Origin of the sequence: Gillisia xinjiangensis (assembly GCF_046298265.1) — a bacterium.
In the GTDB taxonomy this organism is placed as follows: Bacteria; Bacteroidota; Bacteroidia; order Flavobacteriales; family Flavobacteriaceae; genus Gillisia; species Gillisia xinjiangensis.
In genome coordinates, this window is the sequence record NZ_JBKAHK010000002.1 from 531,612 (window position 1) to 546,077 (window position 14,466).

Annotated in this window: 10 protein-coding genes; all 10 read left to right on the plus strand. The window is 38.0% G+C overall.

Translation table 11 applies throughout. The features are described 5' to 3' along the window. Positions 1 to 22: 22 nt before the first annotated feature. The 10 genes from ACKGJN_RS03495 to ACKGJN_RS03540 all read left to right on the plus strand — a co-directional run bounded on the left by ACKGJN_RS03495 (position 23) and on the right by ACKGJN_RS03540 (position 14,298). The gene (locus ACKGJN_RS03495; RefSeq protein WP_409538040.1) at positions 23 to 490 is read left to right on the plus strand and encodes a methyltransferase family protein; all 468 of its coding nucleotides are present in this window, start codon (positions 23 to 25) and stop codon (positions 488 to 490) included. Positions 491 to 754: 264 nt separating this feature from the next. After that, positions 755 to 1,915 (plus strand): homogentisate 1,2-dioxygenase, encoded by a 1,161-nt coding sequence (locus tag ACKGJN_RS03500; protein WP_409538041.1) that lies wholly within the window; start codon positions 755 to 757, stop codon positions 1,913 to 1,915. Positions 1,916 to 2,039: 124 nt separating this feature from the next. Further along, complete coding sequence (hppD, locus tag ACKGJN_RS03505; RefSeq protein ID WP_409538042.1) at positions 2,040 to 3,182, plus strand: 4-hydroxyphenylpyruvate dioxygenase; 1,143 nt, start codon at positions 2,040 to 2,042, stop codon at positions 3,180 to 3,182. 306 nt (positions 3,183 to 3,488) lie between these two features. Continuing rightward, positions 3,489 to 4,265: a DUF3108 domain-containing protein gene (locus tag ACKGJN_RS03510; RefSeq protein WP_409538043.1), complete on the plus strand. Its 777-nt coding sequence runs from the start codon at positions 3,489 to 3,491 to the stop codon at positions 4,263 to 4,265. Position 4,266: 1 nt separating this feature from the next. After that, on the plus strand, positions 4,267 to 5,229 hold the full coding sequence (locus ACKGJN_RS03515; RefSeq protein ID WP_409538044.1) for a tryptophan 2,3-dioxygenase family protein: 963 nt from the start codon (positions 4,267 to 4,269) through the stop codon (positions 5,227 to 5,229). A gap of 8 nt (positions 5,230 to 5,237) precedes the next feature. Further along, positions 5,238 to 6,473: a M23 family metallopeptidase gene (locus ACKGJN_RS03520; protein ID WP_409538045.1), complete on the plus strand. Its 1,236-nt coding sequence runs from the start codon at positions 5,238 to 5,240 to the stop codon at positions 6,471 to 6,473. 6 nt (positions 6,474 to 6,479) lie between these two features. Further along, positions 6,480 to 8,111 carry a glucose-6-phosphate isomerase gene (gene pgi / locus ACKGJN_RS03525; RefSeq protein ID WP_409538046.1) on the plus strand — a complete coding sequence of 544 codons (1,632 nt, stop codon included), beginning with the start codon at positions 6,480 to 6,482 and terminating at the stop codon, positions 8,109 to 8,111. Positions 8,112 to 8,298: 187 nt separating this feature from the next. Then, a complete protein-coding gene (locus ACKGJN_RS03530; protein WP_409538047.1) occupies positions 8,299 to 10,833 on the plus strand; it encodes a TonB-dependent receptor in 2,535 nt (844 codons plus the stop codon). A 10-nt stretch (positions 10,834 to 10,843) separates the two neighbouring features. Next, positions 10,844 to 12,562 (plus strand): hypothetical protein, encoded by a 1,719-nt coding sequence (locus tag ACKGJN_RS03535; RefSeq protein WP_409538048.1) that lies wholly within the window; start codon positions 10,844 to 10,846, stop codon positions 12,560 to 12,562. 101 nt (positions 12,563 to 12,663) lie between these two features. Continuing rightward, entirely contained in the window at positions 12,664 to 14,298 is a 1,635-nt protein-coding gene (locus ACKGJN_RS03540) for an Ig-like domain-containing protein (protein WP_409538049.1), read from the plus strand. Positions 14,299 to 14,466 lie beyond the last annotated feature (168 nt).

The following is a 14,466-nucleotide window of genomic DNA, read 5'->3' on the forward strand; positions in this document are numbered from 1 at the left end:
GGTAACAAATCTTTTATAGTGTATGAAAGTAGCAGGAAAAGATATTATTTATGTAGCAATTCAGATACTCCTGTTTCTTACTTTTTTGTTAGATGTAAATCTGTTCTCATTTGAAAGTCCCTCATTTTTAGAATTTATCCTAGTTTTAATTGGAATTGTTGGTTTGCTTCTAATTATAATTGCCTTTTTTCAGCTCAATAAAAACCTGTCGCCTTTTCCAACTCCAAAGGAATATTCCAGCTTACTCACCAATGGTGTTTTTAAATTGATAAGGCATCCTATTTATACAGGGATCCTGCTCATATTTTTTGCCATTGCTGTTTTTCAGGGTTCGGGTTATAGATTGTTGATTTCTTTTCTTTTGCTGATTTTATTTCATTTTAAAACCCTGTACGAGGAAAAGAAATTGTCAGAAAAGTTTCCCGAATATGAAATCTATAAAAAGAATACAGGGAGATTACTTCCAAAAATTAAAAACAGATACTCATAATTTATAATGTTTCAGGGGGGGGTTGAGACATTTAAAATTCCTGTTTTATCAATGCTGAACAGCAAAGATAAATTGTGAGTTTTTGAAACTCAGGGAGCTTCTGCCTGTTATTTAAAAAAGGAAATTCAGCAGTTCTTTTAATCCTTCTTTAAGAGAAATTTTCAATATAAATAGCGATATTTGTTACTTTGGATGATAAACTTCAGAATTAATAAGAATAATGAATTTTTTCTTCCGAAGTAATAATTTTAAAACTGAAATCTCATGCCTTTTTATCATAAACTAGGGAAGATTCCACATAAGCGACATACGGTATTTAGAAAACCAGATGGCAGTTTGTATTATGAGCAGCTGTTCGGGACCATTGGCTTTGATGGAATGTCGTCCAATATGTATCACGAACATCGCCCAACCCAGGTTAAGGACATAAAGGGCAGTTACAGCGTTAAACCAAAAATCGCTTCTGAAAACAATATAAAATCCTATAGATTTAAAGGTTTTCAGGTGCCTCCACATCCGGATTACCTTGAAAGCCGAAAGGTGGTGCTAACCAATAGTGACGTGGATATAACTCTGGCAGCTCCGCAGGAATCCACAAAAGATTATTTTTATAAAAATACCGATTCCGATGAGTTGCTCTTTATTCATAAAGGGAGTGGGAAATTAAGAACCCATTTAGGGAATCTTGATTTTAAATATGGAGATTATTTAGTGATCCCGCGTGGTGTTATTTATAAACTCGACTTTGATGATGATAACAACCGGCTTTTTATTGTGGAATCCAGAAGCCCAATTTACACCCCGAAAAGGTACAGAAACTGGTTTGGGCAATTGCTTGAACATTCACCTTTTTGTGAGCGGGATATTAGACAACCCTATGAATTGGAAACCAACGATGAAAAAGGTGATTTTCTTATCAAGGTAAAAAAGCAGGGAGAGATCTTTGATATGATCTATGCCACGCATCCTTTTGATGTTGTGGGATATGATGGGTACAATTATCCATATGCATTTTCCATTCACGATTTTGAACCCATAACGGGAAGGATACACCAGCCGCCACCGGTGCATCAAACCTTTGAGACAGATACCTTTGTGGTATGCAGTTTCTGCCCCAGAAAGTATGATTATCATCCTGAAAGTATTCCGGCGCCTTACAGTCATAGCAATATAGATAGTGATGAGGTATTGTATTATGTTGATGGCGATTTTATGAGTCGAAATGATGTGGAAGCAGGACATATTTCACTGCATCCGGCTGGAATTCCTCACGGTCCGCACCCGGGAGCAGCAGAACGCAGTATTGGACAAACCGAAACCGAAGAACTCGCCGTTATGGTAGATACCTTTAAGCCGTTAAAACTTACCGAGGAAGCGATGAAAATTGCGGATGAGACTTATTACACCTCCTGGTTGGATCATTAGTAAATCTTAAGAATAAAAGGTCATCGAAAAAATAGAATTTATAAACAGAGGGTTTGAATTATTAAATGAAGATTATAGGATCTTTTTTTTCTATGAATCTTAAACCTTCTAAATTAAAAAGATTATGAGCACAGATAACACATCTTTAAAACTAAAGAAAAAGTTTCAGGAAGCAGAAGATTTTTTGCCATTGCTTGGAACAGATTTCGTTGAATTATATGTTGGGAATGCCAAGCAGGCTGCATTTTATTATCAGCAGGCCTGGGGATTTCAGCCGGTGGCGTATGCTGGTTTGGAAACGGGGAGAAAAGACAGTGTTTCCTACGTTTTACAACAGGACAAGATTCGCCTTGTTTTAACTTCTCCGCTGCAACCTGATGGGCCTATTAACGAACATATCAATAAACACGGGGACGGAGTAAAAGTAGTTGCGCTTTGGGTAGATGATGCCAGAAAAAGTTATGAAGAAACTACAAGTCGTGGAGCAAAATCCTACGTGGAGCCTTACGTTATGGAGGATGATAATGGTACGGTGGTAATTTCCGGAATCCATACCTATGGGGAAACCGTACATTTATTCGTGGAGCGAAAAAATTATTCAGGTCCTTTTTTGCCAGGATACAGAACGTACGCTCCAAATTTTAAATCGGAACCCACTGGATTAAAATTTATAGATCATATGGTAGGGAATGTTGGATGGAATGAAATGAACAAATGGTGTGAATTTTATGCCAAAGTAATGGGATTTGCTCAGCTTGTTTCATTTGATGACAAAGATATTTCTACAGATTATACCGCTCTTATGAGCAAGGTGATGAGCAATGGGAATGGAAGGATCAAATTTCCTATAAATGAACCGGCCGTAGGGAAAAAGAAATCCCAGATAGAGGAATATATAGATTTTTACAACGGTGCCGGAGTTCAGCATATAGCCCTGGCTACAGATAATATTATAGCTACGGTAACCGCCCTTAGGGATCGTGGGGTAGAATTTTTATATGTTCCGGAAGCCTATTACGATACCGTCCTGGACAGGGTGGGAGAAATAGACGAGGACCTGGCGCCATTAAAAGAATTAGGTGTATTGATAGACAGGGATGATGAGGGCTATCTTTTACAGATATTTACAAAACCGGTTTTGGACCGTCCAACAATGTTTTTTGAGATCATTCAACGAAAAGGAGCGCAATCTTTTGGAAAAGGGAATTTTAAAGCGCTTTTTGAAGCTATTGAAAGGGAACAGGACTTAAGGGGTACCTTATCCTAAGTATTAAAAAAATGCTATTTCCTTATTTAAATTATTTTAAAAATACCAACTTGATAAATTTATGGTTAAAGTGACATTTTGGGTTGTAAATACTGTATAAAAAACAGACTTTTGCACCGCATTTTGGAGTGGTTACCAAAATGTTTTAATTATTTTCATAATTTAAGTTTTAGTTGGTTAATAAGATAAAAACTCCATCATAATATTTGATGGAGTTTTTTGTTTTAATACATTTGGAATAGTAATTGTAATTCTTCGCATAAATTGAACCCTTCCCGCTGTATGGCGGGTGTTAAACTTACTATTATGAAAATTAGAATTGCTATATTCAGTCTTCTTTTAATGTTCCTGCCATTAAGCGTATTTTCTCAAAAGGCTTTTGATTCTGGTGAATGGTTTAAGTTCCGGGTTCATTATGGCTGGTTTAACGCCAGTTATGCAACTTTGCAGGTAAATGAAGCGAAACTGGATGATAAAAATGTCTTTCACATTGTAGGAAAAGGAAAATCTACTGGCTTGCTGCATTTATTTTTTAAGGTTGACGATAATTATGAAACCTATATCGATAAAAAAACCAATCTTCCATACAGGTTTATCAGAAAAATAGATGAGGGCGGATACACCAAAGATCTGGAAATCGATTTTGACCAAAAGCAGAATAAAGCACACGTCTTTGATAGAAAGCATAATGAAAACTCCACCTTTACTACCAGGGACAACGTTCATGATTTGCTCTCGGCCTTTTATTATGTTCGTAATGATCTTAATGTCAATAAGTTAAATATAGGGGATGAATTTAATTTTCCTATGTTTTTTGATAAGGAAAACCATGATTTTAAATTAAAGTTCATGGGAAGAGAGGTTATCAATACAAAATTCGGTAAAATTGCAACATTAAAATTCAGGCCTTACGTTTTAGCCGGAAGAGTGTTTAAGGAGAAGGAGAGCCTCACTATATGGATAAGCGATGATAAAAATAAAATGCCTGTAAAAATTTCTGCAAATCTGGCAATTGGTTCCCTGGATGCAGATATTGACGAATTTAGAGGATTAAAACATCCATTTAAAATAATTATGAATTAGAATGGAGAAAATCAAGCCTGAAATTGCGGAGCGCATATTAAAACTTGAAGAAAAATTTAAAAATTCAGGACAGGATATGGGTTCTTACCTGGATGGGCTTTTATATGACAAGTATATTACCTATTGGGATTATGTAAACCTTGATACATTACTGAGTTTACAAGTGCCAAAAACACATTTTCCGGACGAGGAGATTTTTATCACCTACCATCAAATCACAGAGCTTTATTTCAAACTCATCATTCATGAGCAAAAACAAATTATTGAAAATCAATCTCTTAATGCAGCCTATTTTACTGAAAAACTGATTAGGATAAACCGGTATATCAGGATTTTAATTAATTCTTTTGATGTGATGATCAAGGGGATGGAACGGGAGCAGTTTTTAAAATTCAGGATGGCACTTTTACCGGCCAGTGGTTTTCAATCGGCTCAATTTCGAATGATTGAACTCTATTCTTCCCCAATAGAACATCTTATCCCATTTAAGGAACGGGAAAACTTTTCTTCAGAAAACAGTATTGAAGAACTTTATGAGAATTTATACTGGAAAAAAGGAGGAATCGATCTGGCAACCGGTGAAAAAACACTCACCCTTAAACAATTTGAAATTCGCTATACCGGGCGTTTTCTAAGGCTTGCTCATCAATTGAAAGGTAATACCCTCTTTCATAAATACCTTGATCTTCCGCAGGAAGAAAAAAACAATCCAGCTCTTATTGAAGCTTTGCGAACTTTTGATACCAATCTTAATATCAATTGGCTGCTTATGCATATGGGGGCAGCGCACCGCTATTTAAACAAAGACAGAAAAACGATAGAGGCAACTGGAGGGACAAACTGGAAAGATTTTTTGCCTCCAAGTTTCCAAAAAAACAGTTTTTTTCCCAATCTTTGGAGCAGTGAAGAATTTGAAAATTGGGGTAAGGAATGGGTTACCCATATGTTTAATACAGAAAAATAAATTTTAAGTTGAAAAAATTAAGTTACCTGTTATTGCTGGCGTTAGCCTTTACAGCCTGTAAAAAGGAAGTTGAAAACAAGGATCTCGGAGAGGTAAAAGTCATTGAAGTGGCACCGCCTGTGCTGGAAGAATATGGGTTTGTGCTGAATGATTTTGAGGTGATCCGGGATACAATTCGGACCGGAGATATCTTTGGGAAGATTTTGGATACCCAGGGAATAACGCCTGGAAAAGTTTATGAAATCACTGAGAAGGTGCGGGAAACCTTAGATCCTACCAGGTTAGTAATTGGGAAACCTTATACTGTTCTAAGATCCAGAGATTCTGCAAGAACAGCACAATTTTTTATCTACGAAAATGATCGTATTGAATATACGGTGGTTAGTATTGGAGATAACATAGCAGCTTATAAAGGAAGTAAGCCTATAAGTATTAAGAAAAGAATGATCTCGGGCGTTATTGTAAGCAATCTTTCAGAAGCGATGCAAAACCAGGGTTTAAGTGTGCTTTTGTCACATGAATTGAGCAGTATTTATCAATGGAGTATAGATTTTTGGAAACTTCAAAAAGGGGATCAATTCAAGATGGTATATAATGAAAAGTATATAAACGACACTATTTATGCCGGTATAGAAAACATTGAAGGAGCTGTATTTGTGCATCAGGACAAGCCTTACTACGCATTTAGTTATATGGTAGATACCGAATCTGGCAAAAGTGATTATTATGATGAAAAGGCACGCCCATTACAAAGTTTTTTCTTAAAAGCACCTTTAAATTTTAGCAGGATCTCATCCAGATATTCCGGCAGCAGGTTTCATCCTGTTCAGAAACGATGGAAAGCACACCGGGGAACAGATTATGCAGCACCGCACGGAACTCCAATATGGAGTACAGCAAATGGAACTGTGATCGCATCTGGATATACAGGCGGAAACGGAAACTACGTAAAGGTTAAACACAATGATACGTACACCACCCAATACCTGCACATGTCTAAAAGACTGGTTAAGGTAGGCGACCGAGTAAAACAGGGAGATGTTATTGGTAAGGTTGGAAGCACAGGCCTTGCTACAGGGCCTCATGTTTGTTATCGGTTCTGGGTTCGTGGAAAACAGGTGGACCCATTCCGTCAAAATCTTCCTGAGGCTGAGCCTATTGCAGAAAATTTAAAAGAGGATTATTTTGCAGCAATTGAGTCTGTAAGAATGGCTATTGATGAAATTGAATTTAAAGAAATATAAAATACCATGAAAAATATAGATCCTACCAAGACAAAAGCCTGGAAAAAACTAGAAAAACACTTTTTGGAGATCAGGGAGTTGGAGATAAAAAACCTGTTTCAGGAAGATCCTCAAAGAGCTGAAGATCTTAAAATTGAATGGGAGGATTTTTATGTGGATTTTAGTAAAAACAGGATCACGGTTGAAACTCAGAAAATTCTTCTTAAACTCGCTGAAGAATGTGGTTTAAAAGAGGCTATAAAATCCTATTACGGCGGAGAAGCTATCAACAAAACAGAGAATCGCCCTGTGCTCCATACGGCATTAAGAGTTCCACAAACTGAGGAAGTGATTTTAGATGGGAAAAATGTGGTCCCGGAGGTGTATGAAGCTAAGGATAAGATAAGGAAATTTTCAACTGAAGTTATTAATGGTGTTCTGAAAGGTCACACGGGATTGGCATTTACAGATATAGTGAATATTGGTATTGGCGGATCAGATCTTGGACCGGCCATGGTAACCGAATCCTTAAAATTCTATAAAAATCATTTAAACCTGCATTATATTTCCAATGTGGACGGGGATCATGTTCATGAAACCTTACAGGATCTCAATCCGGAAACCACCTTGTTTTTAATAGTTTCCAAAACATTTACCACCCAGGAAACCTTGTCTAATGCTAATACTGCCAGAGCCTGGTTAAAAAGAACAGCACCGGATGAGGCGGTTTCCAAACATTTTGTCGCGGTATCCAGCAATATCGAGAAAGTGAAGGATTTTGGTATAGCTTCTGAAAATATTTTTCCGATGTGGGATTGGGTAGGAGGCCGTTTTTCCCTTTGGAGCGCGGTTGGTTTATCGATTAGTCTGGCAATAGGATATCATCAGTTTGATGACTTGCTGGAAGGAGCCCACGAGATGGATCTCCATTTTAAAAATGAAGATTTCAGCACTAATATTCCTGTACAACTTGCTTTATTAAGTATTTGGTACAACAACTTTTTTAAAGCCGAAAGCGAAGCGGTAATTCCATATACGCAATACCTGCAGAAACTCCCATCTTATTTGCAGCAGGCGATTATGGAAAGCAACGGAAAAAGTACAGACAGGAATGGAAAGCCTGTTTCCTATGAAACCGGAAATATTATCTGGGGAGAGCCAGGAACCAATTCGCAACACGCATTTTTTCAGTTAATACACCAGGGAACCAAATTAATCCCGGCAGATTTCATCGGATTTAAACAGTCTTTACATAAAGACAAAGATCATCATCAAAAGTTAATGGCCAATTATTTTGCCCAAACAGAAGCTTTGTTGATGGGGAAAACTGCTGAAGATGTGAAAAGGGAACTGGAAGAAAAAAACCTTTCTTCAGAAGAAATAGAAAAACTCACCCCTTTTAAAGTTTTTAAAGGGAATAAGCCCACTACATCTATCTTGATCGATAAGTTAACCCCAACCAGCCTGGGCAAGTTGATCGCGATGTATGAACACAAAATCTTTGTTCAGGGGATTATCTGGAATATTTTTAGTTATGATCAATGGGGAGTGGAATTAGGGAAGCAACTTGCGACCGAAATTCTCACCGAAATTCAGAAATCTAACGTTCAAAATCATGACAGTTCTACTAAAAGTCTCTTAAATTCCTTTTTAAAATAGCCATTAGGATATTGTTAATAAACCATTAATTACTTTAAACTGCAGGGATTCAATCACTTGAATAATTGTTTTATGTTTGGGATGCAAAAGATGTAAAAAACAGAAGTCTTAACATTGCGTTAAAGTTTGATAAGCCTTATTTTACTTCATTTGCGTTGAATTATAAACATAAAACAAAACAGTTTAAATGATGAGGAAATTATTACTATTGGCGTTGTTTTTAACATCTGCTACAATTTTTGCTCAAGGAACAATTACCGGAACGGTAATAGATTCTGACGCACCATTACCGGGTGCGAATGTGTCGATTATGGGCACTACTATTGGAACAATGACAGATTTTGGAGGGAAATTCTCTTTGAAAGCGCCGTCTAATACTGGTACTTTGGAGATTCGATTCCTGGGTTATAAAACCCTTCAGGTCCCTTTCACAGTGGCCAACGGACAAACATTGGATCTTGGTGAAATATTGCTAAACCCGGCTGAAGATGCTTTGGGAGAAGTGATAATTAGCATTTATTCCCTTGCAATTGACCGAAAAACTCCTGTTGCTGTTTCAACAATTAAAGCAGAAACTATTCTGCAGGAATTAGGGAATCAGGAATTTCCTGAAATATTAAAATCTACTCCAGGTGTCTATGCCACCAAAGGTGGCGGTGGTTTTGGAGATTCTGAGATAACACTAAGAGGTTTTGAATCTGAAAACATTGCTGTACTTATAAACGGTATTCCTGTAAACGACATGGAAAACGGTCGTGTATACTGGAGTAACTGGGCAGGTCTTTCAGATGTTACAAGGTTTATGCAGGTGCAAAGAGGTCTGGGAGCTTCAAAAGTTGCTGTTCCTTCTATTGGAGGTACAATCAATATCGTTACCAAAACTACAGATGCTCAGGAAGGTGGTAGCGCTTTTTATTCTTTAGGGAACGACGGATATCAAAAAGTATCTGCAACAGTTTCAACCGGAAAAATGGATAATGGTTGGGCAGCTACAGTTTCTGGTGCAAAAGTTACCGGAAACGGTTATGTAGACGGAACTGAATTTAACGGCTTTTCTTACTTTATAAACATCGCTAAAGACTTGAACGAAGATCACCAATTGTCTTTCACTGCTTTTGGTGCACAGCAAAGACACGGGCAGCGTCAAAACGCCTTGCCTATGGAGATCTATAGAATTAGCGAGAGTGGTACAAAATTTAATCAGGACTGGGGTTACAAGAATGGGCAGGTGGTTCATGTGGAAGACAACTTCTACCACAAGCCTCAAATGTCCTTAAATCACTATTGGGATATTTCTGTTGATACAAAATTGAGTACCTCTGCCTATGCTTCCTTTGGTTCTGGTGGCGGTGGTGGATATAGGGGAGTCAACAAATTTGGACTCGGTACCGAAAGTAATCCTTCCCCTTACCGTGACGGATACCTTCAACCATTGAACCTTGATCTTATTGTAGATGAGAATGTGGAACGTGGAGCTCTGGGAGCTGAATCTTACTTAAGAGCTTCAAGAAATGATCACCAGTGGTACGGAGTTCTTTCAACTCTTTCTTCACAGATTCTTCCCAGTGTAGAATTTACCGGTGGTCTTGATTTTAGATACTATGAAGGATCGCATTTTACTGAGCTTACCGATTTACTTGGTGGTGCATATGCCCTGGATGACAGTAACGTTAATAATCCATTAAATGCTGCCGGAGTTGGTGACAAGATCAGTTATTACGACGTAGGAACTGTGCTATGGGAAGGCTTATTCGCCCAGGCAGAATATTCACAAGATGCGCTTTCAGCATTCGTTACTGTTGCAGCGTCAAATACTTCCTATAAAAGAAAAGATTTCTTTAATTATTTAGATACAGATCCAAATCAGGAAACAGATTTCCAGCATTTCTTTGGATATAGTGCAAAAGGTGGTGCTAACTACAACTTGGACAACAACCATAATGTTTTTGCTAACGTTGGTTATTTTGAGAAGGCACCTTTTTCTAATGCTGTTTTTCTTAATTTCAGAAATGATATTAACGAAGGAGCTGAGAACCAGAAGATTTTTAGTGCAGAACTTGGATATGGATACCGAAGTGCAAACTTCAGGGCAGATTTGAACGTTTACCGTACTGAGTGGAATGATAAAACTTTTGTACAAAGATTCCAGCAGCCAGACGGAACAACAGCTTCTGCAAACATCTTAGGTCTTGATGCTCTTCACCAGGGTGTGGAACTAGAATTTAGCTACCGTCCAAGTGAAAGACTTACTATAACCGGTATGGCCTCTCTTGGAGACTGGACATGGAAAAACGATATTACAGGTGTCGATATCTTTAATGAAGACCAGGAAATAGTAAGAACTATCAACCTTTTTGTAGAAGACCTTAAAGTAGGAGGATCAGCGCAAACAACATTTGCAGCTGGTGCAGATTATCAGGTTTGGCCTAGTACATCAGTACGCGTAGACTGGAACTATTATGATGACCTTTACGCTCAATTTGATCCTGAGACAAGAAGTACAAGAGAACTTGGACAGTCCTGGGAATTACCTGCGTTTGGACTAGTTGATTTTGGTTTAACCCATAAATTTGATTTAGGTGATTTCGAAGCCATGCTGATAGGTAACATTAATAACGTTTTAGATACAGAGTATATCTCAATTGCCCGTGGCGGAATGAACGAGGGGGTATTCTACGGATTCGGAAGAACATTCAATGTTGGTGCAAAATTTAATTTCTAAAAAAAAGAAAATGAAAAATTCAATTTATTTACTAATGATGTTCCTGGGACTTGCACTAACAAGCTGTGAGCCGATGGATGACATTCATAACGAGCTTGATGCAAGTTTGGATAACCGTGCTATTGAGGGTATGGCTAAGTATACACTCACAGATGACGATTACGATGACCTTGATGTTCAATTCGGGAATTTCAGTTCCCTTGAAGAGGCCGGAGCCTTAATACCGCAACTGCTTTCAGATAAATTTCCGGTTTGGGGGCAGGGTTCTCTTGCACAGGTGACTTTTGACCTTTACGCGCCAATTAATCCTGAAGAATATACTGTAGTAGAAGCAGATTATGGAACTATTGGTTTAAACAGAAGTTATTTCACCCAAACTTCCGAAATTAAAGACTTTCTTAGACTTCAATTTTCACAGGCTCAGTCCAACGATTATGTTAAACTTACCTACAAAACTGTTGCGGTTGAAATGTTCCATGATATTTCAAATGATGACTTTGATGTAATCGAAGAAAAATTAGCAGCGACATATCCTGATCCTGCTTCTAGTGCTGCAAGATTCAATAATTTTGACAGAAGAGAAGGAAGAGACGCATACTGGAGCAATGAAATGATCCTTGAGGCCATAAATATAGTTTTAAATGAAAACTATCCGGCGGTGGAAGGACAGACTTATGAAGTAAGCTACAGAATTTATGACGGGAATAGCGGTGTAGAAAGTATGAAGGTTAGGTACAATGGAAGTTCTTATGTTCAATTTGGGGCAATGGCCCATGATATTTCAAATAATGATTTTGAATTTATAGGTGCAGAATTTAGTGAAGAATATCCCGATCCTGCTTCTAGTGCTGCAAATTTCAATAATTTTGACAGAAGAGAAGGAAGAGACGCATACTGGAGCGATGAAATGATCCTTGAGGCAGTTAATGCCCTGCTTATGGAAAGGTACTCAGATGCATCTGAAGGCACTCAATTTAATGTGTCTTATAGAATTTACACCGGTTCGGCAGGTAGTGATTTAATTTCGGTTGTATTGGAAAATGGAGAATATGTGTTAAATGAAGAGGAGACCATTTCTACCTTAATGAAAACCCAGGTATTTGCTTACGGTGGTGGTAGTTGGATGTTGCCTATGGAATTACCTGAAAATATTTATACCCAGGAGTTTGAACAGAGATTCAACAATTTTGGTAATGAATCTGATGCAGGATTCTACATTGGTAGATGGTTGGAGCCTCGTTTTCCTTATGGGCAAGATGGAGATTTTGTTTCTGTAGAATATGATTTTTTCGATGGTGGAGTAGTAACTCGTTACGCAAGTTTCATTTATGATGAAGACAAAAGGGAGTGGGAATTTATTCCAAGTGTTATTGAAAAAACACTCCAGTTTGGTCATGAAGGTACAGGGTGGGTAGTGGATAATACTATCGTTTATGTCTTAGCCGTTGCAGACTATGCTTTTATTGGTGATGAACTTGCCGATGAATATCCTGGTCCTTCCGCCAGTGCTAAAAGATTTAGTAACTTTGACAGAAGACCGGGTAATGCCAATCAGTGGACAGATGCAATGTTGCTTGAAGCATTCAACCTCCTGTTGAACGAAAGTGTAACACCAAATGCTGCAGAAGGCCAAAAATATCTTATGACTTTTGATATTTACAACGGAACAAATACTATTGAACAAATGCATCTTATCAAAGAAAATGGTGTGTGGGTTCCGGTACAATAATTTATATCTTTAATTTTTATAGCAAAAACCTCTTAACTTTCAGCTAAGAGGTTTTTGTACTTTAACCTGCCGGTATTTTCCGGAAAAGAAAACATTTTTTAATGAAGAAGATTTTATTTTTAATTGCCGCATTACTGATTCTGGCCTGCAACAAAGACGATGAAGGTGGAGTAAAACCTCCTGTGGAACCACCTGCGGCTGAAGTGCCTTTAGCGGTAGATGATGCATTAAGCACATCAGAAAATACTTCCCTGAAATTTAGTGGGCTGCTGGACAATGATACGGTATATGAATATGCCAGGATCACCTCTATTGATTCTCAAACCACAAAAGGGGGAACTGTGGTGGATAATCGCGATGGCACCTACACCTATACCCCTCCTACAGACTTTATGGGAGAAGATACTTTTGAATACACCATGTGTGACAACGCGTCCCCCAAAAATTGTTCTTCAGCAGCAGTTACAATTACGGTTACTGCAGCTTCAGTTTTGGCTGTAGATGATGCTTATGAAACGGAGGAAGATAAGGTCCTGACAATTACGAATCATCTTGACAATGATGATTTCCCGGATAATGCGGTGGTCAGCTCTGTTGACGCAGAAGATACTGATGGAAGCGTGGAGCTCCAGAACGACGGAACAATTAAATATACTCCGGCCGATAGTTTTGCAGGGGAAGATAGTTTCACCTATACTATTTGTAATGATCATGATACTCCCATCTGTTCTACGGCAACTATCACAATTACAGTTAATGATGAAGGCGATCCAGTTGCTGTTAAAGATGAGGTGGTTATGAGTTTTGGAACGACAAGTTTGACTATAGCCAGTTTACTGGAAAATGATGTGGTTATTGATGGCGCCGTTATCACATCGGTTGAAGCATCAGGAACCGGAAGTGTAGTAATTAATGAAGACGGCACCGTCACTTATACTCCTATGCCTGCATTTAAGGGGAATGATACCTTTATATATACATTATGTGATGACGATACTCCGGAACCAAGCTGTTCTACTGCTACTGTAACGGTAAGTATTATTGAGGCGATTTCATTTAATATTCCTGAAAGTCTTCAGGAATATTACGGCGACTTTTTCTTAACAACAGATACAGATATAAACTTCACGCAAGTCTCCAATCTAACCATCAATGCCCACACTACCATTCTTTCCTATGGTGAACGTCATAATTATTTATATGATGCCGATGAAGATCTTAACAATCCGGATAATGTCATTCTTATGTACACCGGGGAGTCGAGGTATTGGGAAGAATATTGGTCAGATTCCAATAGTTATTCCCCACAAACTTTTAATACGGAGCACATTTATCCACAGTCCAGATTAAGTGCTGCAGATGCGGTTACAGATATGCATCATTTGAGGGTTGCAGATTCCGATATTAATTCGCTACGTCTCAATTATCCTTTTACCGAAGGAAGTGGTGAAGCAGGTTTAATTAATGGAAATAGCTGGTATCCTGGGGATGAATGGAAGGGAGATGTTGCCAGAATGGTCTTATACCTCAATATTAGATATGGAGAGACTTTTAACAAGGTTGGTAATCTTGATCTCTTCCTGAAGTGGAATGCTGAAGACCCGGTCTCAGAATTTGAGATCCAGCGAAATAATGTTATAGAAGGAGCACAAGGAAATAGAAATCCATTTATAGACAATCCGTACCTCGCCACATTGATTTGGGGCGGTGATGCTGCACAAAATAAATGGGATTAGTACATAATTGTCAAACTTTACTTTACAAAAATAAACCATTTATCCTTTTAAATTGAAGGAATTCAATCACTTGGATATCGGTTTAAAGGTTGCGATGAAACAGTTGTTAAATCAGAATTCTTAACATTAGGTTAAAGTTTGATAAGCCTTATTTCGCGTCATTTGCCG